The organism is Ureibacillus sp. FSL K6-0165, assembly GCF_038004285.1.
GTDB lineage: Bacteria > Bacillota > Bacilli > Bacillales_A > Planococcaceae > Ureibacillus > Ureibacillus thermosphaericus.
In genome coordinates this window covers 1,459,971-1,484,587 of the sequence record NZ_JBBOQS010000001.1, presented here as the reverse complement: position 1 = coordinate 1,484,587, position 24,617 = coordinate 1,459,971, and the positions used below count along the sequence as shown (strand labels likewise).

Here is a 24,617-nt window from a genome sequence, read left to right as displayed (position 1 = left end):
TATAATAATTATTAGAATAAAATAATAGATGAAGGGGATTAGAGCATGTCTATTTATGAATTTCTTATAAAAAAACCAAACGGTGAAATTCTTTCAATGGAAACTTATCGCAATAAAACGATGTTAATAGTAAACACTGCAAACCACTGCCGTTTTACATATCAATTTGAAGATTTACAAAGATTGTATGAAAAATTTGCAAATCAAGGTCTCATCATATTAGGTTTCCCAAGCAATCAATTTGCTGAACAAAATCCTGAAGATGGAAAAGAAACAGAAAGAATGTGTAAAATAAATTTCGGTGTAACGTTCCCGATTTTTGATGTAATTGATGTCAATGGAGATGAAGCTCATCCGCTATTTGAATATTTAAAAGAACAAGCAGAATGCCGCGAGTTCGGAATCGATTTTGAAGAAAAGATACTAAAATCTAAAATTCAAGAAAGTACCCCTCTTGCCCTTGATGGAAAAAACATTCGATGGAATTTTACTAAATTTATTGTGGATGCAAATGGAAATGTAGTGAAACGCTTTGAACCAACCGATTCTATACTAGATGTGGAAAATGCGATTCAAGACGCAGTAAAAACTTCTATTGCATAAATGATGGGATTGTCAATTTATGAGCGGATTAGAAAAGGATTGGGGATATATTCTAATTTGCTCTTTATTTGCAAAAGCTGTTAACGGAAAAATAGGAAATTTAAGAGCCTTCTAGACATTTTCTAGAAGGCTCGAGTCCCTATTCCCTTTCTAACTCTTCACCAGATGATTATGATATCGTCCAATTGGGACGATTGATGGTGATAATGAAACAGGATCTTGAACGACAGTGCAATCGAGTCCAAAAATATCTTTAATTAATTGGCTACTGATAACTTCTGATGGAGTCCCTTCCGCCACTAATTTACCTTGCTTAAAGGCAAAAATATGATCTGCATATCGGGCAGATAAATTGATATCATGAAGCACCAAAACAATCGTTGTGCCGCGTTTTCGATTTAAATCTGTAAGCATATCCAGTATTTCTACTTGATATGTAATATCCAAATAGGTTGTTGGTTCATCCAAAAATAAAATATCCGTTTGTTGAGCAAGGGCCATTGCAATCCATACACGCTGTCTTTGGCCACCCGAAAGTTCATCAATATAACGATCGGCTAAATCGGTAATGTTCATGATTTCCATTGCTTCGCTTACAGCATCATCATCTTGACTCGTCCAACCTTTTAAAAACGAATGATGTGGAAATCTTCCTCGACCTACTAAATCAACCACCGTAATTCCTTCTGGAACGATAGGAGATTGTGGTAAATACCCTAACACACGAGCTAATTGTTTAGTGGGAATTTGATGAATCGGTTTTCCATCCAACAATACTTGGCCAGAGTCAGGTTTTATTAATCTTGCCATCGTTTTTAATAATGTTGATTTCCCACAACCATTCCCACCAATAATTATACTGATTTTATTGCTTGGAATAGTGATGGTTACGTCTTGCAGAACGGTCTTCTTATCGTATCCTGCAAACAGATTTTCAACTGAAAGCACGTGTGTAGGTTTCATTACAATCCACCCTTTCGATTCAAACGAACTAATAAATATAACAAGTAAGGTGCACCAAGGATACCGGTAATCACACCCACTGGATATCTAGCTTCGAAAGCATGTTGACCAATTAAATCCCCAGCCAATACTAGGATTACGCCAACAAGCCCGGCAGGAATGATATTTGAAAAGCCTGTACCCATGATTCTATTGGCAATTGGCCCCGAAAGAAATGCAACGAAAGCAATCGGCCCTGTTGTTGCCGTAGCTAAAGCAATCATCAATACGGAACTTATCATCAACATGATTCTCGTTCTATTTACATTTACTCCAATCGATGTCGCTGTTTGATCTCCTAATTCCAACATCTCCAATTGCTTACCGTACATAATTAAAATCGGAGTCAAAAGAATGACAGTGAAAATGAGTGGATAAAGAGTTTCCAATTTCAACCCATTTAAACTGCCGCTCAGCCAGCGCATTGCCGTTGGTATATCGTGTTGATTCCCAATCAACAGTAAATAAGAAATAACAGAATTTAACATCGCCTGAATGCCAATACCGATTAAAATCAATCTTCCAATGGAGAAGGAACTCCCTTTTGCTAAAAAATAAATAATCAATACTGTACATAGACCACCCATTACGGCAGCGATTGAAATGGTTGCAAGACTGGCATGAAGAATAACGATGCAAAAAACAGCCGCAGCGCTTGAACCTGTCGTAATCCCAATCACATTGGGATTGGCTAATGGGTTCCGTAACATCGTTTGAAATACATAACCACCAGCACCAAAGGCGAAACCTGCAAACACTCCTGCCACCATTCGAGGTAACCGAATTGTTCCGACAGCAAAGGATGCCCCCTTTACTTCTTCACCAAAAAGTACCCGTATTACGTCTTTTACAGGATAAATCGTGTTACCAATCATCAGCATCATGAAGCATAAGACTACTGAGATTAAGCCCAGTAATGCTGTCAAAATTACAAAGCGACGTTGTCTTTTTGAACGAGCTGATCGAATTAAACTCAATGTATCATTCATCATATTTCACGAACTTTCGATTTCATTGTAATGAAAATTAATATAGGAGCACCAATAAAGGCTGTTACAACCCCGACTTCTAATTCCCCAGGACTACCTAACAACCTTCCACATACATCTGACAATGTTAATATAATTGCTCCTGTAAGAGCAGACAGCGGTATAATGTAGCGCATATCCGGTCCGATTACTAATCGAACAACATGAGTTGCAAGTAAACCGATAAATCCTATGGGGCCAGCAAGAGCTGTTGCAGCACCACATAATAGTACGCCACCAAACGCAGCAATTAGCCGAATGAACCCAATCCGTACACCTAAACTAGTAGCAACCTCATCCCCTAAAAGTATGGCATTTAATGCGGGAGCTGTAATAACGGCAATGATACATCCTGTTAACAAGAAAGGGAGAAAAATTGAAATGGAATCCCAAGAGCCTGATCCCACGCTACCTACTTGCCAAAATCGAAATTGATCCATAACATTTGTACGCGGAATCATGACCGCTGAAACAAGCGAAGACAAAATGGCACTTGTCGCGGCACCTGCCAACACAAGTTTCAATGGTGTTGCACCGCCACTTCCCATCGATCCAATGGAATAGACAAATATTGCAGTAATCATTGCTCCAACAATCGCAAACCAAATATATTGACTGGCAGAACTAATATGAAAGAACGCAATTCCACATACGACAAAAAGGGCTGCCCCCGTATTGACTCCTAATATGCTTGGATCCGCAATCGGATTTCGGGTCACCGATTGCATTAAGGCACCCGAAACTCCGAGAGCGACTCCGGTCATAATACTAAAAATGGTGCGGACAACCCTTTGCCGTACAACATTTGCTTCATGGGAATCTACTTGCGAATGGAATAGTCCATCCATTATATCCGTCCAACTAATGATTCGAGAACCAAATAATAATGAAGCAATGATGCAAACACCCAGTAAAACAATTAGGACAAAAAGCAGTACAAACAATTTTTTCGGGATAAGGTTTTGCTTTTTTTCTTTATAGGTTGTTGTTTTCATCATATTAATTTAGCTTTTTTGCCGCTTCTGCAAGCAAACTTAAATATTCATCGATGGTGTACGCAATGGAAAGCGGATTCGGATTACCAGCTGCTGCTAATGGTGTATTATCACCAATGACTACAACGGCACCTTTTTGAATTGCCGGTACTTTTCCTAAAATTGAGTCCTGTTGAAGAGCTTTTAATGTTTGCTCATCACCATATGTCACGATAATGTCTACATCATTTAATGCATCTGCGTTTTCTGCACTCATTTCGATATAGAAACTATTTGGATCTCCAATAAATTCTTGTAAGCTTTCAGGATATTTCATTCCTAACTCTTCAAGAAACTCTCCGCGCGGGTCTTGCGTTGTATAGACATAGAATTTTGATAAATCTGCTGCACTGATAGACGCAAAAGCAGCTTTCTTTCCTGCTAATTCAGGATATTTGCTTACCTTTTCTTTAATTAAGTTTTCTGTATCTGCAATCAGTTGTTTACCTTCTTCTTCCATTCCCATACCTTTTGCATTGTATAAGATTTGATCTCTCCAAGATATTACCCAAGGCGTTTCTGGATAAGCAACAACTGGCGCAATTTCAGTTAAAATATCGTATTCTTCTTTTGTAATGCCTGAATATGCCGCAAGAATAACATCTGGTTCACTATCTGCAATTGCTTCAAAATCTAATCCATCTGTATCTTGGTAAATATTTGGTTTTTCTACACCAAGTTCTTTTAATTTTTCTTTTGTCCATGGTAGCATGCCACTATCATCTTGAACGCCATAGTTAGCAGCAGAAAAACCTACTGGTACAACTCCTAAAGCAAGCGCAACATCATGGTTTGCCCAAGCGATAGTTGCAACTCGTTCTGGTTTCTTTTCAATTACCGTTTCACCAAATGCATGTTGAATGACAATCGGATATTCTACTGATGATTCATTGCTTGTGTTCGTTTCTTTTTCTTCACCATTTGATTGATTAGAGGATTGTTCAGAACAACCTGCTAACAAGAGTATGAATAATAATGTAAAAACTATTGAGAATATTTTATTTTTCATCTTAGTACACCTCTTTTATTTCGCAATTGATAATAATTATCATTTTCGATGATAATATAATATTTTTACAAACCGATTGTCAATCACTAATTAACTATTTATAAATGGGAATTTCATAATTCATTTCAATATAATTCCTTAATAGGATTCTTTATCCGACATACATTAAAATAAAATATCCCTTCATAATAAAAACACCATTTCTCCCCATCGTCAATGAGTAAAATGGTGTTTCATAAAAATAGTTTTCATATACGGCTAATATCCAATACAATGATTGGTTCTTGTTCCTCTAAATAATATACATCAAAAACTAGTTTATTATTGAGAAAAGCCATTTTTGCCATTTGTTTTTTGGATTTTCCGTAATTAAAATTCTCTTTTATGATTGGTAGAGGTTTTGAAATGATGTAATCAATCTCTAAAATACGACATAAGCTTATTAATTCTACCATCGCTTTTAATTCGTATCCCTTTTGCTGGTATTCATTATTTAAGAATATTTCATTTACTATTAGGAACTTAATGTAACCTTCATCAAAGGTAGATTGAAAATGTTTTTTAAAAGTAGAAATGATTGTATATTCCTCATCTGAAAATGATTTGGCTACCTTTAACAAATCAGATTTATCCATTATAAAAGAGTTGTAAATTTTGAAGTTTAGATAACCTATCGTTTTTGCGCCTTCATTCATGAGAATGATATTTGTCCATCCATTAATCAATTGATATTCCGGATTTGTTTCAATAGAAGTATCAATTCGTATATAACTATTTTGAAATTCTTCTAATATAAAATCGGTTTGTTTACCTAATAAAAACGGGTTAGTATTTGGAGCATTTCTTTTTTTCTTTGATGATTCAATAAAAAACTTGTTCATCTTTTGAAAATGGAGATCCTCGTCTCTATTTTCCATGAAAACAACTCCTCTTCATCTTTTATTATCAATTACAATAACACGAACAAAAGTTCTTGTAAAGTTTAATTTTACATTATTCTGAATTTTTTCCATTTTATTATATCAATATCATTCTACCTTTTTGCAAATGATAACTCCATATATTTTGATAATATTCCCAATTTAAAAACTAAATTGAAAATTCCTCATTTTCCTACTTTTTCAATCTACATAGATTCCTTTCTGAAAAGTTGCTAAAATTAGAATTATTCAACTTAGAAGGAGCAGAGATTATGAAAAAGATGAGTTCATTTTCTACTTATGCAGTCATTGGTACAATGCTATTTGGGATGTTTTTTGGTGCAGGGAACTTAATTTTCCCAATCCAAATGGGACAACTAGCTGGTACAAATTTTTGGCCTGCATTAATTGGATTCCTCATTACAGCCATCGGGTTACCCTTCTTAGGAATCATTGCCTTTGGGTTATCTGGTAGCAATAGTTTACGGGAATTAGCTGGAAGAGTTCATCCACTGTTCGGCGTGATTTTTGCAATCGCTCTTTATTTAACGATTGGTCCATTTTTCGCAATTCCACGAACAGCAACGGTACCTTTCGTTGTAGGTTTTGAACCATATATCAATCCCGAATATAGCACATTGTTGTTAGGAATTTTTAGTTTTGTATTTTTTGCCATTGTCTATTACTTCTCTTTAAATCCAGCGAAAATCGTCGATTATATTGGGAAATATTTAACTCCTGCCTTTTTATTGTTCTTATTCATTTTAATTATTATCGCAATCATAAAACCAATGGGGTCATTCGATCAACCAATTGGCGATTATCGCGACCCTGCATTTATAACAGGATTTAAAGAAGGATACAATACAATGGACCTTCTTGCATCATTAGCTTTCGGCATTGTCGTGATTAACGCAATAAAAGGACAAGGAATTACAAATAAAACAGAAATTGCAAAGTCAACTTTGAAAGCCGGCGTATTTGCCATGGCACTGATGGCACTCATTTATGGACTTATTACGTATATGGGAGCATCTAGCGTATTGGCAATCGGCACTTTCGAAAATGGCGGACAAATCTTTGCCGCAGTCGCGCAATATTATTTCGGTGATTATGGGGCAATACTACTTGCGATTATCATTGTTCTTGCTTGTTTAAAAACAAGTATTGGATTGATAACGTCTTGTAGTGAGTTTTTCAACAAAGTATACCCTAAAATTAGTTATAAATGGTTCGTACTCATCTTATGTCTTGTATCATTTACAATAGCGAACTTTGGTTTAAACAATATCATTCAATTCGCTATTCCTGTATTAATGTTATTGTATCCATTAGCGATTGTTCTAATTATTTTAACCCTTTGCTCACCTTTATACGGAAATAAGCAAAGTGTCTATACTTCAACGATGTTTTTCACTTTCTGTGTAAGCTTATTTGATGGTTACAGTACATTAGTTGCAAGTTTACCAAGTACAACTATTTCATTGTTCGAATCAATTAAGTCATTTTATTCCGATTATTTGCCACTTTATGATATTGGACTAGGCTGGATGTTGCCGGCTGCCTTTGGATTCATCATCGGAATTTTGTGGCCAAAAGGCTCAAAACAAATCGTGACACAATAAAAAAAGGGCCGTCACTATATGGCGCCCTTTTCAACATTGACATAAGTTTGGAAATGTAATATTGCAATAATACAATTGAAACAGGAACAAGAATTTTTTACATTGTTTACTCCAATTAAATAAGATGGAAAATTACTATCATTTAAGGTAACATAATTTGTGACTGAAAGGAGGCTAATAAGGATGTTTGACCAAGTTGCAATTACTATTTTAGAAGCACTGACTATTTTAACAGTTTTATTTATTGTATTTCTTCTACCACTTGGTGACTATCTATTAAGAAAAAAGTAATATTTCCTTAAAAGAAGGGAGTCAATTCATAACTCCCTTCTTTTTTATTTCCTCCATTATTCACTTTCTTCATCGCATCCATCCCAATCAAAAAAGTGTATCGATAAATGATTTTCCACTTTTTTATTTAAGCTACTTACTTTTTCATTAACAAAATTCCCCTATTAACCCACTTATAATGATGAATCCAGTTCGATAGAATCTTAAACGAATAGTAAAAAAAACCTGTATTTTCGATTCAATTCTACATATATGGGTATATTAATATAAATATAGTATTAATTATCTCAATTAATCAAAATACTTTTCGTATAAATTTCTTTACTATAGTAAAAAAGTATATATAATACTACTTACAATTACCCATAAAAGTAAAAAAATGAGAGACCTTTGTCGGTGATGTAATTCTATCAACTTTTTGGTATTAGGTATTTTTTCACAATACATAGATTTAGGTTGGGAGGTTTGCTAATGAAGAGTCTATTTAAAAAATCGAAGGTAAGATGGGCAAATGAACTATTAACAGATGAAGATATGATACTGAACATTTACGATCATATCGATGCTATTGCAAAGTTTGATTGTAATGGACAACTAATCTCTTATAACCTCGCTTTTGAAAAACAATTTGGATATGCTATACATGAGTTTAACGAATCCATTGATAAGATTTTTTATGAAGGGAATTCAAATGCAATCATTAATTATTTTGAAAAAGCTTTATTTGGAAAAACTCAAAAATTTAGTACAGTTGTCAAGACAAAAGATGGGAAAAGAATAGATGTTCATATCACACTGATTCCAGCTGAAAAATGTGTGTTTGCAATCATTCGAAATATAACGGTTTTCCAAAAAGAGAGAAAAGAATTAAATCAATTAAAAAGAATGTTGGAAACCCTCAACAAACTAAAACATATTTGTAATTTTTATTATGATGCCATTAATGATATTCATTACTTCTCTAATCAAATTTTTGATTTGTTAAAAATGAATGCTCGCCATGAACAACCCACTCTATCCCTTAACCATTATTTACGTTATGTACACCCTGAAGATCGAGAAATGGTAAGAGAAGCAACAGAAATCGCCATTAAAGAAAAAAGGAGCTTTCAAATTGAATACCGAATGGTACAAAAAGATCAATCCATTATCCTTGTTCAAGAACAGACTGGTATTATTCTAGATAAAAAAGGAAATGTTGAGGGTCTCGTTGGATTCATTCAAAATATTACTGACCATAACCTTATGAAAGATGTGTTGGAAAAAGAAAAGCAACTAAAAGAAATCTATAATAATCCTGATGTCGGTATTTGGGCTTTAGATAAGCGATACAATAAAACGTTAAAAGTTTCTAAAGGAATAGAGTGCATTACCGGATATACAAAAGAAGATTTTGATAATGGTTTGCAATGGAATTCTATTGTGCACGAAGAAGACCTCGATGAATATTTGAAAAATCTTAAGGCACTAAAAGAAGGAAATATCGTTCATCATGAATATCGAATTATCAATAAAATGGGCGATAGAAGATGGATACAAGATTACATCATTCCTAATTTAGATGAGCATGGAGATGTGATTCGTTTAGATAGAGTAATTACCGACGTTACGGAAAAAAAGGTGTTAGAAGAAAAATTAAAATACATGGCAAATTATGATTTATTAACAAACCTTCCTAATCGAAAAAACTTTGTAGCAGAATTAGAAAATCTCATTAAAGAATACGAGCAGAGTAAAAAACAATTTGCCATGTTAAGATTGGACATTAATAGTTTTAAATTTATCAACAATACCCTCGGAAATGAAATAGGCGACGAAATTTTGAAACAACTTCCTAAACGATTAAAATACTATTTATCTCCTCAGGATTTCGTAGCACGTACAGGCGGCGATGAATTTATTTTATTAATTAAAGAAATAGAGTCTATCGATGCTCTAAAAGAAAAAATTAAGCAAATTACAAATTTCTTAAACGATCCATTTTTTGTAAAAGAATACCAACTTTATATTACCGTAAGTATTGGTGCTTGCATCTTCCCTGAAAATGGGACAACCAGCTTGGAGTTATTAAGAAATTCTAGCGTAGCTTTACAAAAGGCTGTGAAAGAAGGAAAAGGAACGTATCATATCCTCTCCCATACAAATAGTATCCAATCCTATAAAAATTATTCCATAGGACGAGATTTAAAGAAGGCAATCGAAAACAATGAATTAGAATTTTACATTCAACCTCGAGTGGATTCAACTACTAAACAAATCACTGGTGCTGAAGCGTTAATTCGGTGGAGACATCCAAAATGGGGGCTTCTCTTACCTGGTGAATTCATTAGTATTGCAGAAGAAAATGGCCTAATTACTGATTTGGATAACTGGGTTATAAAAGGGATTATTGCAAAAATTAGAGAATGGAAAAAATACAGAATCAAGACTGTCCCGATTTCAATCAATATCTCACCTATCCATTTTATGAAACCGGATTGGCCAGATTTTCTTGCTGCAGAAATTAATAAATCAGGCATTGATCCGAATGATATTGAATTAGAAATTACTGAAAACATATTATTAGACAACACGGTAGTTGTGAAAAAGAATCTAAACAAATTAAAAGAATTAGGTCTAAAATTGGTGTTAGACGACTTTGGAAAAGGATATTCCAGCCTTTCCTATATAACTGAATATCCATTTGATGCAATTAAAATCGACCGCTCTTTTATACGAAAAATACACAAATCTCCCAAAAACATACATCTTCTTAAAACAATACTCTATTTAGCTGAGGGACTGAAATTAAAAGTTGTGGCAGAAGGTGTAGAAACAGCCGAGCAATTAAAAATCCTACAACAAGAACAATGCCACGAAATGCAAGGGTATTTATTCGGCAAGCCTGTTCCAATTGCTGAATTTGAAACAGTCGTCAAGAAAAATATCCCATTACCATTTGATGGAAAAGGATTACAAGACAGAAGAAAACATCATCGTTTTACTTTCACTGACCCGCTTGAAGCAAAATTAAAAATCTCATCGATAGCAAAGCGGAACTTGGATATCGGGGTATCAAAAGTATTAGTTACAGAAATCGGTGCTGGAGGACTTAGATTTATATCAAATCTTAATTTGCCAATCCGTATGGACGTTCTTTACCAATTTATTACAGAGTTGCTTGGAGAGTCCATTTTATTGAATGCGAAAATTGTTTGGAAAGAAGAAGTGAATGAAGATCTAGCGGAATATGGTGTTAAGTTTATTTTTGAAAATGATGAAGAAAGAACTAAGTTCACCACAATTCTTGACACATTTGTAACTTTAGCAAAAAATAATAAAAAGGTACCACCATATAAGAGAGTGATTGTTGGAGATATTAATGAATATTTCAATATAGTTGTACTAAAATAAAGATGTACTAAAAATTGGGTTAGATAGGTACTCCCCTATCCAACCCAATATTTTTTTGCTTATTAGATTATCTTTCAACTTTTATCAGTTTTTTAGAATGAATATTTTTTATTTCAAGAATTTGAGTAAAGTTATAGTCATTAACAGTAGTATTTAATTTAACATTCGGATAGTTTTTCAAAATACTTTTCACATTACTTAATCCTTTTCCACGATTTTTTCCTTTCGTAGAGAATCCATCTTCGAAAATGTTTTCTAAATCTACCTCTTCATCATAGAATGTATTTTCGATGATGATCATCAACGAATCATCATTGGTTTTAATAAATGCAATATCAATTTCACTATCAAAATTAATTTTTTGATTTGATTGATAATTCGCTTCAATTGCGTTATCTAAAAAGATTCCTAGAATTCTAGCTAAATCAATGACATTCATATGAATGTCTTCAATATCTTCTGGAATTTCAATATTAATTGATATATTTTCTTTTTCAGCTTGTAAAATCTTTGTTAAGAGCAGACCCTTAATTCCTGTGACCTTCATTTTCGATAAATTTGCTAACAATTGATTTCTTTTTAATGTGTTCATTTCTGTAGAAAATATATGTTGTTTAAAATATTCTTTTAAACCCTCAAAATCATTAATTTCAATGTAACCTTGCATAGTAAACAATATATTGTTGTAATCATGTCGAAATTTTTGCATATCATTATTAATTAATTCCAATGATTCCATATAACTATTAAACTGATTATTTTCAAACTCTATTTTTTGAATATCATGTTGTTTTTTGATGTTTAATATCGTCAATGAAAGTATAAACAGCATGATTACAAAATACGTAATCTGAATCACGATATTGAATATTAACACTGTATCTTTAGATAAATAATCTGTTAAGTAGATATTAATGTAAAAAGTGACCATCGTTACAATCACAACAAAAAAAATAAATTTGATAGCACTCTTTATTTCAGGTAACAATGTAATAAATTTTTTGTGAAAATATCGATAAATGAAGACACTAATAATAAATAAAACAATAAAAAAACAATATTGATCTAAGACACCAGGTAAAAAGTTAATTGAGAGTGATTGCATAATATATTGGGCAAGATTATCTACTAAGATACCTATAATAATAAAGAAACAAAGTTGTATTAGTATAATAAATTTTTTTGTGAGTAAAAAGAAATAAATTAATGAACTAACAATAAAGTAAATAATTCCTTGCCATTGACCTACCCATAAGAAAATAAAACTTGTAGGACAAAATACGGTTAAGGCGAAAAATAAAATTTGCTTCATTCGCAATTTGATTTGTGATGTATACGTGACTGCCCACACTATCAAGATTAACTCAATCATTATCAATACTAGCTTCATTTTTTTCTCCTACTATGTATAATTCTATTCTGGAATGAATCAATAGTATAATAACTATATTACGATAGTACACATGAATGCAACGGATTTTCGTAAATTTGTACTAATTTATGTATAAATTAGTAGGACTTATAAATTAGAGGAAGAAAATTCCGACTAATAGAGTTAGTCGGAAAATAATAGAAAAACATTTTATGGAGTTATTTTTTTGTAGCAAAAGGATTATTTTCTAGTAACTCATTTGAAATCTTTTTCTCATGGAATAATGTTGTACATCCAGTAATCGTAGCTGTACCTCCAACAGCAACTACAACCATCGCAATTTTAGAAATTAAATTTTTAACATTCATCCAATTCATTTTCATAAAAATACTCCCCCTTAATTGATTGAGATATTAACATTAGAGATTCTAATAAAGCCCCATAAGCGATAAAAACTTTTATTTCGAATGTCGAAATACAAAATATTCCAACTATTATGAATACTCGGAAGGCCATTTTTCTTCGCAAATATTTTTTATGATGTTGATTGATAATCGGGTGCTTTTCTGTTCCTTTAGGTGCAAGTTTATAGATAAATACTAGTATGATGATAAAAATAATATATAAGAGGAATGTAGGGATAATTGAGTAATAATCAGCTAAATATTTAATAGTGATTGGAAATGCTATGATGCTAGTAGCGAGGCATATAATTAGGTTGTTAAAATGATAGCCGAAACAAACTTGCCTTAATATGAAAAATGTAAGATGCGCAATCAATGTTGGAACAATACAATTTAATAAATAAGCCAATAAATAAATTAATATAAGCTTGTAAGACTCTGAGATAATGATTTGAATACCTAATTTTAATTTTTCTTTTTCCAAATGAGAAAAATGTTCTTGATCTAATAGATGAAAGATTGCATTTTCAATTCTAGAAATCTTCTTGTTCCCTCCTTTATTTCGATGTATTCATTTTAAATTTATTAATTCATCACCTCCATCTCTTATTTTATCATCAGTCCATTTAATGGTGAATATTAGAATTAATTATGCTCTCATAAAAAATATAAAAGATTTAAGCTTTTTTTGTCTATTATTGACTTATCTCTCATCTAAAAACGAGTAAGCACCCGAAAGGCATTTAAGCGAACTCAATGTACATTTTTAACATTATTCTTTATATAAATTTATTATAAATAAAAATAACAGTTATTAATATTAATTACAAAAAAATAGCCACTCGTATATTGAGTGGCTATCATGTTTTATTAAAATGTCACAGACACCGGGTGTTCTTCTTCATAGTCCACGTTATCCCAAGAGAAGAAATATAACGTCATTTCTAAGTTTTTCTCAAATTGAGGGAATTCATATCCTTCAAACTCTTGAATGGTTAGTTTAGCTGTTGCAGATTTTCCAGGCGCTACTTCTTGACTCATCGATAAAATCGTTTCATCGATCATTCGATCATCGACAGACACACTTCTCGCTTGTACTTCAATACTGTGATCACGTTTATTCGTTATATCAAACACCACTTCAACCGAATTCCCCCAAGTTTCATCTTGAATTCTTACAATTTTCACTAGCGTCGCTTTTACATTTTCGTTATCGACAATAACCTCGTTAATTTCCTGTTCACGATTGTCTGTTTGATCTTCCGTGCCTTCAGCTGTTTCAGTATCAGTGGAATCAACGTCGCCACTTAAATTTTCTTCCGTTTTGTCACCACAAGCCGCTAATAATAATAAAGATAAAAACAACATGAACGAAAGTATTTTTTTCATAAAATTCCTCCTACTTTTCTGTTTCGCACATACATGACACAGATTTGGTAAATATAAATTAAGCCAACTTCATCTTGAACAGGCTTTATGTTTATTTTCCTTCAAAACTTCTCACTTATACCTAATGACAGATAAATTAGCTATTATTGAAGTGAAAATGCTTCAAACTATTCGATTGAAAATAATAAACGACTTATTGATATAGGTCGCATTCATTTTTTAATCCGAAAATACAATCAAGACTTAAAATATAAAAAATCCCTTGCTATTCAAGGGATTTTTTATCGATTATAATCTCTTCATTTTTTCTATCTCAACTATCCATTTTAAAATGACGTACGGATTGATTGAGTTCTTTTGCTAAATTGGCGACTCCTTCAGAATGTGATACGATTTCATCCATTGAACTCGATGATTCTTGGATTAAAGCGCTATTCTGCTCAATTCCTGCCGATGACTCTTGTGCCACCGCAGCGATATGATTCACTGCTTCATTAATTTGTTCACTTTCTTGGTAAACATCTTGTAAATGAATTGAGATGTTTTCAATTTTTGATTGCATTTGTAAAATGGATTGGTTGATAGCATGGAAGGTTTCACTTGTAGTGTTAATTTTAGAAGTTCCCTCGGAAACTTGCATGAAACTCTCCTGAAGGGATTGTACTGTTTCTTTCGATTCTTGTTGAATGCCTTCTACAATTTTCACAATATTTTCAATCGAATTCGATACTTCATCCGCCAGCTTTCGAACTTCTTCGTTCATTACAACTTTTTAAGAAGTTCAAAAACTTTTGATTGTACGTCTTCCTCGTCAATATAAAACTTATTTTTCCATTATTTATTTATAAACTATAGTGAACTCATTCGTAATGGCCATATAGAATAAATGTAAGTAATTCTAACTTTAATTTTACCTGTTTAATGCAATATTTTCATTTAGAGGAAATTTTAACAAGAGCAGTTTGAATGACGCAACCTGGTTAACGAACTGTTTCTGTGAGGCAGTAAACGAAGTAGTTTCCATTCTGTAAAAGTTTATTTATTTATTGAAACACCTCCTTTATTAAATACGTCTATCGTAACGAAGGTGCCAGTTTGATTTTAGCTGATATGGAGGGGAGAAATATGAAGAACAAAATCATTATGTTGATTTCTGTACTATTGTTAATGACTCTTGTCGGTTGTAAAAATGTTGATGATAACAAAAAGTTAGAGGTAAGCCCTACTTTTTCATTACCCGTTACTTTTCATGACGGGACAAAGGGTGAGTATGTATTGATTGGGAAAGAAGGTAAGGTGGGAATTTTGGTCGGTTCGGGTAACGAAGGTGAAGCAGTCGCAACAAAGTTTATTGCGAATAAACCGGATAAATATATGTGGCATTTCTGGGGAGAGGAAGATAAAATCAGCGGTGATTTTAAAGTAGTTGGCATTGATAAAGACGGAAAAGAACATCCTGTTTTGTTATTTGGCAATAATGCAGTATGGCAATATTCTGATGTTTCCATTAGCCCACATAACGGTGCAGATTCCCATATTCCATCTAATATGATGTTCCCTACAAGTGGATTATGGAAATTAAAAATATATTTTAATGATAAATTATTTGAGGAACTCGTTATAAACGTTGAAGAGAGTTAAAGGATGTTTCTAGCTTAATATTTTAATTCATCAATACAAAGAGGCAGGATTTAATCTACACTTTTGGAGACTAAATCTGCCTCTATTCCTTTTTTATCATCACTTGTACTATTTTAGTTAAGTAAAATTATGGCAACCATTTTTTATACTTCTTGAAGAACTCTTTGAAAATTCTAATGATCACTAGATACTAAAGCTGTGATTGTTTTCTTTTTCCAAACAAGTTTATAGTACAAATATTGCAGAATTAAATTCACAGCGAATGATATCGGATAAGCTAGCCATATTCCAAAAATACCAAGTGAAGTATGAGTTGATAATAAATATGCAGATGGAACTTCTATAAGCCAAATTGTTGAGATTAAAATAACAGTTGGCCATAGTACTGTCCCTGTTGCACGCATTGTCGCAGAGATTACTTGAACATGAGCTAATAATAAATAACTCCAAAAAGAAATAAACATTAAGCCTTTTGCCAGAGCAATTGTTTCTGGACTTGTTAAGAATACTCTTAAGATAGGTTCAGCAAATAAATAGACAACAATTACTAGAATTCCTCCAAATAGATAACTTAACTTTAACCCCAATTTGGTAATTTTCTCTATGCTTTCTTGCTTCCCCGCTCCTATGGCTTGCGCTACAAACACTGATATTGCGATTGAAACTGACATACCAGGAATTTGAACATAGCTTGCAATTTGATTCACAATTCCATACGCTGCAGTCGCATTTGAACCATATCGATTAACAAAGTATATTACTGCTATCCCTGCCATAGAAATTGCAATCATACTAATACTAGAAGGGATCGCTAGTTTAAGTAAACTCTTTACTAAGTCCCCTTTAATTCGGATATTTTTGATTGTTTCTTTATCTAATTTAATGATATGACCAGTTTTTGATAAGTATAGCAGTAGTAATATAAATGTTATTAAGTTTGAAAGTACAAAGGCATAAGCTGCACCATCTAATCCCAATGCAGGTAGCCCTAACCAACCAAACATTAGTATTGGTAACAATACAACATTGACAATAATACTTACAATTAAGAAGATTAAAGGTGTTTTTGAATCTCCTGTACCACGAATAAATGTTGTATAACACATATATAAAAACATAATTGGTAATGTAACAAATAATATTTTTGCGTAGCTTGCACTTTCTTCTAAAATATTTTCAGGTGTACCCATTAATTTCAAAATACCCTCTGTGAAAAAGCCACCAACGAATGCAACTACTACAGATATTAATAGTGTTAATCCAATAGTAACCCCAACAACTTCCTTTAGCTTCTCTATATTTTTAGCACCAAATGCCTGACCTACTAATATCGAACTCCCAGACCCAACGCCTATCGCAAAAGATATTAATAGGAACAGTAGAGGAAAGAATGCTGATATAGCTGCTAGTGATTCTTCACCTAAAGTTTGTCCAACTATTATTGTTGAAATGATTTGTCCTAACGATTGTATTACGCTTGAAAACGCAACAGGAATTAGAAAGAAAATCATTGATTTTGTTAATGATATTTGATTATTTTGCATCTTCATCAATCTCCATATTTTAGTTAAAGCATGATCAGAAATTTTTTATTGCATCCATGCTTATTTTGATTCGTTTACAACGAAAAACTTTATTCTATCTTTTAAATTTTTGTCTACAACTAAGAAACTATTTCATACTAAAACATTGTTTTCCTCTTGCAGTTTAGCCTATTGAATTTAATTGATCATCCGTTTGTTATATTCCTGAACATTGAACATCTAATTGGGAATTTCTCATTTCATTTTAAAAGCCCTCTCCTTCCAGAGTATTAAAAGCTTTTTATTTCAAGCAACTTGGCAATCATTTTACCAAGTGAAAGCCACTCAACAACAAAATTTGCCCTTCATTCTATCACACCAATAAAATAAGCCTCTCGCGGAATGAGAGGCTATTAATTATTAATGAGACATAATTACTAACAGGATAATGAATAAAATCGCAAAGAAGTAAAGTAATGGATGAACCTCTTTACCCTTACCTTTCAGTAACTTAAATAATGGGTAAGAAATAAACCCGAATGCAATACCATCTGAAATACTGGACGTTAATGGCATGATTAAAATTACTAAAAATGCTGGAAATGCTTCTTCTACTTTATCCCATTCGATATGGCGGACAACACCAATCATTAAACTACCCACGATAATTAAGGCAGGAGAAGTAATAGCAGGTACACTTGCTAATGTAGCTGCTAATGGCGAGAAGAATAACGTAATGATAAATAGCCCTGCAACTACTAACGACGTTAATCCAGTACGTCCACCTACTGCTACACCAGAAGAAGATTCGATATAGGCTGTTGATGGGCTTGTACCAAACATTGAACCGATGATTGTTGCCATTGAATCACCAAGGAAAGCTTGACGTGCTCGTGGCAATTTATCATCTTTTAAAATACCCGCTTGTTTCGCAACGCCAATCATCGTACCTGTCGTGTCAAACAATGTAACTAAAATGAATGAAAATACTGTCCCATATAAGCCATATTTAATGACATCGCCAAAGGCTTCAATTGGATTCCATACTAAAATCCCTTCTGGTAATGATGGCATTGAAACAACACCATCGAAATTTAAATTACCAGTAAATGCAGCGAGGATTGCTGTGACAATCATACCCCAGAAAATTGCACCGAATACACGGTACATCATGAAAATAGCCGTAACTAGAACCCCTACAATTGTTAACCAAACCATAGGGCTTGATAAATCTCCTAATCGGACTAATGTCGCTTCGTCATCTGTCACGATGCCTGCTGATCGCATACCAATGAAAGCGATGAATAAACCGATACCAGCAGTAATCGCTAATTTTAAATTATTCGGTATGGCTTTAACGAGCATTTGTCGTAAAGGCGTTAAGCTAATAATAAAGAAAATAATACCAGCTACAAATACAGCAGAAAATGCTGTCATATAGTCAATTTCGCCTTTAGAAGCTTGGACAACCGAGAACGTAAAGAATGCATTTAACCCCATACCTGGAGCCATTGCAATTGGATAATTGGCAAATAACGCCAACCATAATGTACCAAATACCGCTGCAATAATTGTCGCTGTGAATACTTGTTCACTAGGCACACCAGAAATCGCTAGAATCGAAGGGTTAACGATGACAATATATACCATTGTTAAGTAAGTTGTTAAACCTGCAAAAATTTCCGTTTTTACAGTTGTATTATTTTCTTTTAGTCGAAACAAAAAGTTCAACCCCCTAAATACGAACATTTAAAACAACAGAATTAATAATATTCGGTCTTTGGCTTAAATGCAAGTGTTTTTTACGTAAACTTTCTCATCATATTAAAAGTTTCATTAGAAAGAATATTCAGAATTATAGGTTGAGTACTATCTTCCAGAGATGAATGGAAAGAGGGGTTGTAATCATACAAAGAAGTTGGAATCGACTAATTTAGTATTTGCGACAACAACTGAATTCGACATTATATTTTCTCTTTATAATGATGAAATTAGTCGGTTTGAAGCATTATATCAGCTACTCATTTTTCGTTAATTGTTGTTGTAGTGAAATCTTAATTTAATACATTTACCGAAAAAATTGAATTAAAAGAAGGAATAAAAAATTGGTGCTGGTTTATCGCCAACACCCATTTTCTTCTTTCTATTTATTTATTATTAAAATCTAGCTCATAATACCTTTGGGAAGTCTAATATTTTTTTGATTGATTTAATAAGATTTTTCCCTTTGTCCATGTAACTTGCTTTTATAGTATATCCATCCATACTTTAATAGCTGTACCGATAATGAGAATTGCTAGAATCCACTTCAAAATAGAAGTGTTCATTTTTTTACCAACCTTCACTCCTAAAGGAGAAGCAATGATACTTGCGACAATCATAATAATGGCTGGCAAGTAATCTACTTGCCCTGTTGATAGTTTCCCTACTGCACTTCCTATAGATGAAATAAACGTAACAGCTAAACTTGTTGCAATGGTCATGCGAGTTGGTATTTTTAATACGACAAGCATTATCGGTACAAGGAGGAAACCACCGGCTGCTCCAACAATCCCTGAACCAATTCCCACTATGAGAGATAAAATCGTTGCAAGTAGTTTATTGAAAGTGACTTGTTCAAACGGGATATCATCAATTTGCTTCTTTGGAATAAACATCATAATTCCTGCGATTAACGCCAAGATTCCGTATACAATGTTAACACCTTGTTCCGAAAAATAGGATGAACCAAAACTTCCGATGATACTTCCTATTAAAACTCCACTTCCCATATAGAGAATAAAGGATTTATTTAAATAGTTACCTTTTCGATATGCCCAAACACCAGCAAGAGAAGCAAAGAATACTTGTACAGCACTTATCCCAGATACCTCATGAGCTGTAAATGCGGTAAAGCCTAATAAAGAAGGGATATACAAAAGCATTGGATATTTAATAATCGATCCACCAATTCCAACCATCCCTGAGATAAATGACCCAACAAATCCTATTGCAAATATGGTTAGAATCCAAGCAATGTCCATGTTGATACCTTCTTTCCAGAAGAGGTGACACCCTCTCCCGAATGTCACCTCTCCTTTTTATCGATTCGTTATCCCTTTTTAATAATGAATTTGATTACATCCGCTTCAATCGATTGATCTAATATTTCATGTCCACTTGATTTAGCCCAAGCAGGAAAGTCAGATAGTGCGCCTTTGTCTGTCACATGCACTTCTAACACTTGACCTGTCGCTAACGTATCCATTGCTTTTTTTGCCCGTACAATCGGGAGTGGACAAGATAATCCTTTTGCATCTAACACTTGATTGACTTCCATTTCAAACGCTCCTTTTTAATTCTCATTAAAAAGGGGGAGTTTATCATTCTCCCCACCTGTTTCATAATTAACGTACCGCACAACGGTTTGGACCGATTTCCATTTCCATTTGTTCTTCTTCGTCTGGTGTCAATTTCCCCATATTTACTTGACGAATTTCTTGGTATGCATTTGGTTGTGGTGGCAAGTTTTCTGTTACTGTCTTACGGAATTCTTCTTCACTTTCAATATTTAAACCATGGTTTTCCGCAAATAGATTCCCTAAACGTTTTGCAACTGTTCCATCTTCATTCAACTCATCAATAATCATGAAGTGTGCAGGCAATACAATTAAATCTTCCGCTAACTCACGATAACGGCGATAAAGCGTTTCGCGAAGATCTCCTACCCAATCCTCAGCACGTCCTGCTAAGTCAGGTCGACCGATGGAATCAATGAATAAAATATCTCCTGTTAATAAATACTTGTTATCTACGATGAAGGAAGTTGAACCAATTGTATGACCTGGTGAATACAGAGCGCCTACTTCAATTTTGGAATTCCCAACCTTCACTGTTAAACCATCTTCCAATGGATTATATTCATAAACCACCTCATCTGCATCTTTTGGTGGTAAATAATATTTCGCCCCTGTTTCCTTTGCAATATGACGTCCTCCGGAGATGTGGTCCGCATGTAAGTGTGTATCAAATACGTGGGTAATTTCCACATTTTTCTCTTTCGCAAAGTTGATGAACACATCTTTAAAACGAACTGCGTCAATAATGGCAGCTTCACCATCAGAAATGACCATATAAGATAAGCAGCCTTTCCCTAGACGAACAAATTGATACAGTTCACCTCCATTAGTCAAATCACCTACTTTAATTGGCTCGAGGTAAGAGCTCCAAGCTTTCATACCACCCTCAAGGTAGTACACATCGTATCCTGCATCTGAAAGCATTTCCGCAACCATGACAGAAGAGCCCTCTTTCGCACAAACAACTAAAATATCTTGATCGGACGGTAATTTTGGAAGAATTTCTTCCACACCATCTAATAATTCAAAGTAAGGCACATTTAAATATTCAAATCGGTGTCCTTCGATTTTCCAATCTTCAAAATCTTCTCTGTTTCGTACATCTAAAATAAATAATGGTTGATTTTCGATTACTTTACGAGCTACTTGTGCTGATGTCATTTTTTGAACTGCCATTCCACTTACCCCCTGCAGGTATATTTTTGTGATATGAAGTGGAAGAGTAATCCCTTCCACTAAAGAATGGAATAAAACAAATGATTAAAACGTTAATGTTGGTGCAGCATCTTTTGCAAACTCAAGGAATGTAACTGCGCCACCTACATCAATTCCATCAATAAAGTCTTCTTTCGTTAAATTCATAACATCCATTGTCATTTGACAAGCGATTAATTTTACTCCCATCTCTTTTGCCATTTCTACTAATTCCGGAATACTTGGAACATTTGCTTTCGCAAATCCTTCTGCATAATGTTCTTTTCCTTCTGGAAGTGGCAATTGTTTCATCGCTTCTTTATGAATCAAGTTCAGACCCTCAAATGTAAAGAAGATTGCTACTTCTTTCTCTGTAGCAGCTGCTGCCGTTGCGATATTAAATACCTTATATGCATCAAATAATCCACCATTACTTGCAATAATTGCAACTTTATTAGACATTTTTCAAACCCCTCCGAATTTATAATTTTTTTATTAAATCGCCTTTCCAAGCACTCATTCCTGGTAAGACGTTATAAACTTTTGTAAAACCTTTTTCTACTAATTTTTGAGCAGCTAAATCACTGCGTGTACCTGTTCGACAAATGACATAGATTTCCTTGTCTTTGTCTAATTCATCTAAACGGTCTTCTAATTCCCCCATTGGAATGGATATGGAGCCTTCAATATGACCAAAAGCGTATTCCACTTCTTCTCGAACATCTAGAAGAATTCCGCCATTTTTCACTCGACTCAGAACTTCATCATTCGAGATTGTATGTTCAAATTTCTTTTCAACAACTTTCTCATTACATTTACGAATGTAATGAAACAGCACGCCATTTTCTTCAAACATACCGATATATTGATGTCCAACACTGTCACACCATGCTTTTAAGTCGGCAATTGAACCTTTATCGGTCGCTTTCACTTCTAATACTTGGCCTTCCTCGATACCTTCCATTGCCTTTTTCGTCTTCACAATCGGCATTGGACATGAAAGCCTCGTACAATCTAACTGTACATGTGCCTTTATCGACATCTCAAAACCTCCATATACCTTATAGGGTATTTTATTTTAGAAAAATTTTTTGTTGAATATAAAATCAAAATTTGCCGTCATGGAATCTTTTTTCTTCATGTATGAATAAATATTTTATTACAGAAATTGTTTTTTTCTTCTAATATTGAATAGAATTCCAACATAAATTAGAGCAAAACTTGAATTGACGGCAATATATTTTCTTAAGATAGATGATTCGAAACCTCCTTTTCCCTTTCTTTGTTACTCTAACGATATCATATACCCGTTAGGGTATAATGTCAACACTTAAATATTATTTTTACTGTTTTTAAAATATTAACTTAAATTTCCAATACTTTTCTACAATTCCGTAAAGGAAATGTAGCCCTTAAAAGAAGGGAATTCTCTATTCAAGTCGTAAAATTGGAAAAATATCAAACTTTATTGAAAAATCATATATTTTTTAATTCCTTTTATTTATCATTCCACTTAAGGGGTGATACGATTGAAATGGCTAAAAATATTACTTGCTTTAATTGTAATTGGAATTTCATCATACGGCTTAGTCACGAATGATTATTCATATAACTTCTTGTCTATTTTCTTCTTCGGGGTATTTTTCTTAATATTGGGGTTTGAAAACTTGAAGAATAAAAAAAGTCAAGGGGTTAGCATTTTTTCTATCATTGTGTCGATATTTTTGTTTTTCGTAACATGTATTTTCCGTAGATTATCTGTCTTCTATATTTTGGTGCAAATTCAATGTGATACTTACAATTCCATTTAGTATGTGCTAAACTATTTATGTCAGAAGACATAATAGGTCTCTCCTTGATACTAAAATTTGGTTGGCGAACCAGAATTTATTTTAGGATCAAGTGGGATCTTTTTTAATATTCGCTATAAGCTATACGGTATCCTCTGCCTAGCAGGGGGTTTTCTTTTTTACAATCGAGTAGGAGGGAGCGATTAACTCCCGTCCTCTCACACCACCGTACGTACGGTTCCGTATACGGCGGTTCAATTAAGATAATTGACGCAAGTCTTTATATAACTTCCGTGAATAGCTGTTCTCTTTATGCCAGTGGTCACTCCACCCTCCAAGAGGTCTCCCACGGGATTCACCGCTTCCTTCCTCAAGTGAGGTACTACGTTTTCTGTGTTCATCATGACTCACTGAATGCCAAGGGCTATTCTCTCTTAATTGTTCGGTCCTTCTTAGTAGTTCTAAACCAACTAATACTATGACCTCTGCTGACTTCTGACGGTTCAGCTACTTATCACTAAGTAGGTTATGAAGCGTACTTCACATATCCGCCAGACCTCCCCGGGTAAGTACATGCACTTTCACACCATCTATCCGCCTCATTTACTCGATATGACCTTCGACAGAAAGAGCTTTGTTTTGTTGTGCAAATTCACTCAATCATACCTAGCCTTATATGAGGTTCGTGTTCCTCGGACCGGTGTTTTGCCTCCAGCTTCCTTCAGATTCCGCGTCACCACGGACACCCTTGCGTTGAGCTAACCTCTACTTCTGTCTTCGGGGTTCGGGACTTACACCCTATAGTTCATGTACATGCCGGGCGCACACAAAAAAAGGAACTTCATTATTCTTGATGTTCCTTTTCCTTTACTAGCATCTCAAAAACCTGGAATATTGTGATTTTGAATGATTTAAGTATTTTAAGTATGAATTCTAATTTTAAATCTTTAGGGCATCCTGACAATCTGCCACTTGAGTCGATAACACTTTAATAAAAATAAAATATCATGTGAAAAGTATTGCACTCTTTTAATAAATGTTTAATTTGATGTCGACATTCT

Annotated in this window: 22 protein-coding genes and 2 pseudogenes; 5 read left to right on the top strand and 19 right to left on the bottom strand. The window is 33.7% G+C overall.

The window, feature by feature from the left end; translation table 11 throughout:
• Positions 1–45: 45 nt before the first annotated feature.
• Positions 46–603: a glutathione peroxidase gene (locus NST00_RS07345; protein WP_339288120.1), complete on the top strand. Its 558-nt coding sequence runs from the start codon at positions 46–48 to the stop codon at positions 601–603.
• A gap of 150 nt (positions 604–753) precedes the next feature.
• Here the strand turns inward: NST00_RS07345 and NST00_RS07340 are convergent, their stop codons facing one another.
• From NST00_RS07340 to NST00_RS07320, 5 genes are all read right to left on the bottom strand, one after another.
• Positions 754–1,566, bottom strand: coding sequence for an ABC transporter ATP-binding protein (locus NST00_RS07340; protein ID WP_016838630.1), 813 nt, complete (start codon positions 1,564–1,566; stop codon positions 754–756).
• Complete coding sequence (locus NST00_RS07335) at positions 1,566–2,597, bottom strand: FecCD family ABC transporter permease (RefSeq protein WP_016838629.1); 1,032 nt, start codon at positions 2,595–2,597, stop codon at positions 1,566–1,568. Before NST00_RS07335 ends, NST00_RS07340 begins: the two co-directional genes overlap by 1 nt.
• Positions 2,594–3,631 carry a FecCD family ABC transporter permease gene (locus NST00_RS07330; protein WP_016838628.1) on the bottom strand — a complete coding sequence of 346 codons (1,038 nt, stop codon included), beginning with the start codon at positions 3,629–3,631 and terminating at the stop codon, positions 2,594–2,596. The genes NST00_RS07335 and NST00_RS07330 overlap by 4 nt, the downstream gene beginning before the upstream one ends.
• 1 nt (position 3,632) lies before the next feature.
• Complete coding sequence (locus NST00_RS07325; RefSeq protein WP_016838627.1) at positions 3,633–4,676, bottom strand: iron-siderophore ABC transporter substrate-binding protein; 1,044 nt, start codon at positions 4,674–4,676, stop codon at positions 3,633–3,635.
• Positions 4,677–4,924: 248 nt separating this feature from the next.
• Complete coding sequence (locus tag NST00_RS07320; RefSeq protein ID WP_016838626.1) at positions 4,925–5,593, bottom strand: hypothetical protein; 669 nt, start codon at positions 5,591–5,593, stop codon at positions 4,925–4,927.
• Positions 5,594–5,868: 275 nt separating this feature from the next.
• Between NST00_RS07320 and brnQ the strand changes: the two genes are divergently transcribed.
• Both brnQ and NST00_RS07310 read left to right on the top strand, forming a co-directional pair.
• Entirely contained in the window at positions 5,869–7,221 is a 1,353-nt protein-coding gene (gene brnQ, locus NST00_RS07315) for a branched-chain amino acid transport system II carrier protein (RefSeq protein WP_340709822.1), read from the top strand.
• 762 nt (positions 7,222–7,983) lie between these two features.
• Positions 7,984–10,905 (top strand): EAL domain-containing protein, encoded by a 2,922-nt coding sequence (locus NST00_RS07310; protein ID WP_168411980.1) that lies wholly within the window; start codon positions 7,984–7,986, stop codon positions 10,903–10,905.
• Between the two features lie 67 nt (positions 10,906–10,972).
• Here NST00_RS07310 and NST00_RS07305 read toward each other — a convergent pair whose 3' ends face one another.
• The 5 genes from NST00_RS07305 to NST00_RS07290 all read right to left on the bottom strand — a co-directional run bounded on the left by NST00_RS07305 (position 10,973) and on the right by NST00_RS07290 (position 14,833).
• Positions 10,973–12,295 (bottom strand): sensor histidine kinase, encoded by a 1,323-nt coding sequence (locus NST00_RS07305; protein WP_016839203.1) that lies wholly within the window; start codon positions 12,293–12,295, stop codon positions 10,973–10,975.
• A 200-nt stretch (positions 12,296–12,495) separates the two neighbouring features.
• On the bottom strand, positions 12,496–12,660 hold the full coding sequence (locus tag NST00_RS07300; protein ID WP_016839202.1) for a hypothetical protein: 165 nt from the start codon (positions 12,658–12,660) through the stop codon (positions 12,496–12,498).
• Positions 12,635–13,201, bottom strand: coding sequence for an accessory gene regulator ArgB-like protein (locus tag NST00_RS14985; RefSeq protein ID WP_339289667.1), 567 nt, complete (start codon positions 13,199–13,201; stop codon positions 12,635–12,637). Before NST00_RS14985 ends, NST00_RS07300 begins: the two co-directional genes overlap by 26 nt.
• A 350-nt stretch (positions 13,202–13,551) precedes the next feature.
• A complete protein-coding gene (locus NST00_RS07295) occupies positions 13,552–14,070 on the bottom strand; it encodes a hypothetical protein (protein ID WP_016839200.1) in 519 nt (172 codons plus the stop codon).
• A gap of 313 nt (positions 14,071–14,383) precedes the next feature.
• Positions 14,384–14,833: a methyl-accepting chemotaxis protein gene (locus tag NST00_RS07290; RefSeq protein ID WP_016839199.1), complete on the bottom strand. Its 450-nt coding sequence runs from the start codon at positions 14,831–14,833 to the stop codon at positions 14,384–14,386.
• A 362-nt stretch (positions 14,834–15,195) separates the two neighbouring features.
• Here NST00_RS07290 and NST00_RS07285 point away from each other — a divergent pair, with 362 nt between their 5' ends.
• A complete protein-coding gene (locus NST00_RS07285; RefSeq protein WP_016839197.1) occupies positions 15,196–15,711 on the top strand; it encodes a DUF4871 domain-containing protein in 516 nt (171 codons plus the stop codon).
• A 173-nt stretch (positions 15,712–15,884) separates the two neighbouring features.
• Here the strand turns inward: NST00_RS07285 and NST00_RS07280 are convergent, their stop codons facing one another.
• The 7 genes from NST00_RS07280 to NST00_RS07250 all read right to left on the bottom strand — a co-directional run bounded on the left by NST00_RS07280 (position 15,885) and on the right by NST00_RS07250 (position 22,808).
• Complete coding sequence (locus tag NST00_RS07280; RefSeq protein WP_026019130.1) at positions 15,885–17,261, bottom strand: MATE family efflux transporter; 1,377 nt, start codon at positions 17,259–17,261, stop codon at positions 15,885–15,887.
• Between the two features lie 393 nt (positions 17,262–17,654).
• Complete coding sequence (locus NST00_RS07275) at positions 17,655–18,956, bottom strand: NCS2 family permease (RefSeq protein ID WP_016839195.1); 1,302 nt, start codon at positions 18,954–18,956, stop codon at positions 17,655–17,657.
• Positions 18,957–19,480: 524 nt separating this feature from the next.
• Positions 19,481–20,257, bottom strand: a complete 777-nt coding sequence (locus tag NST00_RS07270; RefSeq protein ID WP_340709821.1) for a sulfite exporter TauE/SafE family protein — start codon at positions 20,255–20,257, stop codon at positions 19,481–19,483.
• Between the two features lie 68 nt (positions 20,258–20,325).
• On the bottom strand, positions 20,326–20,553 hold the full coding sequence (locus NST00_RS07265) for a sulfurtransferase TusA family protein (protein WP_016839193.1): 228 nt from the start codon (positions 20,551–20,553) through the stop codon (positions 20,326–20,328).
• A 67-nt stretch (positions 20,554–20,620) separates the two neighbouring features.
• Positions 20,621–21,748, bottom strand: a complete 1,128-nt coding sequence (locus NST00_RS07260; RefSeq protein ID WP_016839192.1) for an MBL fold metallo-hydrolase — start codon at positions 21,746–21,748, stop codon at positions 20,621–20,623.
• 84 nt (positions 21,749–21,832) lie between these two features.
• Entirely contained in the window at positions 21,833–22,228 is a 396-nt protein-coding gene (locus NST00_RS07255) for a DsrE/DsrF/DrsH-like family protein (RefSeq protein WP_016839191.1), read from the bottom strand.
• Positions 22,229–22,247: 19 nt separating this feature from the next.
• Complete coding sequence (locus NST00_RS07250; RefSeq protein ID WP_340709820.1) at positions 22,248–22,808, bottom strand: sulfurtransferase TusA family protein; 561 nt, start codon at positions 22,806–22,808, stop codon at positions 22,248–22,250.
• Between the two features lie 478 nt (positions 22,809–23,286).
• Here NST00_RS07250 and NST00_RS14980 point away from each other — a divergent pair.
• Positions 23,287–23,451, top strand: a pseudogene (locus NST00_RS14980) (hypothetical protein); the annotation flags it as partial.
• 58 nt (positions 23,452–23,509) lie between these two features.
• Here the strand turns inward: NST00_RS14980 and NST00_RS07245 are convergent.
• Positions 23,510–23,608 (bottom strand): annotated as a pseudogene (locus NST00_RS07245) (IS200/IS605 family transposase); the annotation flags it as partial.
• 202 nt (positions 23,609–23,810) lie between these two features.
• Positions 23,811–23,960: a hypothetical protein gene (locus NST00_RS07240; protein WP_340709819.1), complete on the bottom strand. Its 150-nt coding sequence runs from the start codon at positions 23,958–23,960 to the stop codon at positions 23,811–23,813.
• Positions 23,961–24,617: the final 657 nt, after the last annotated feature.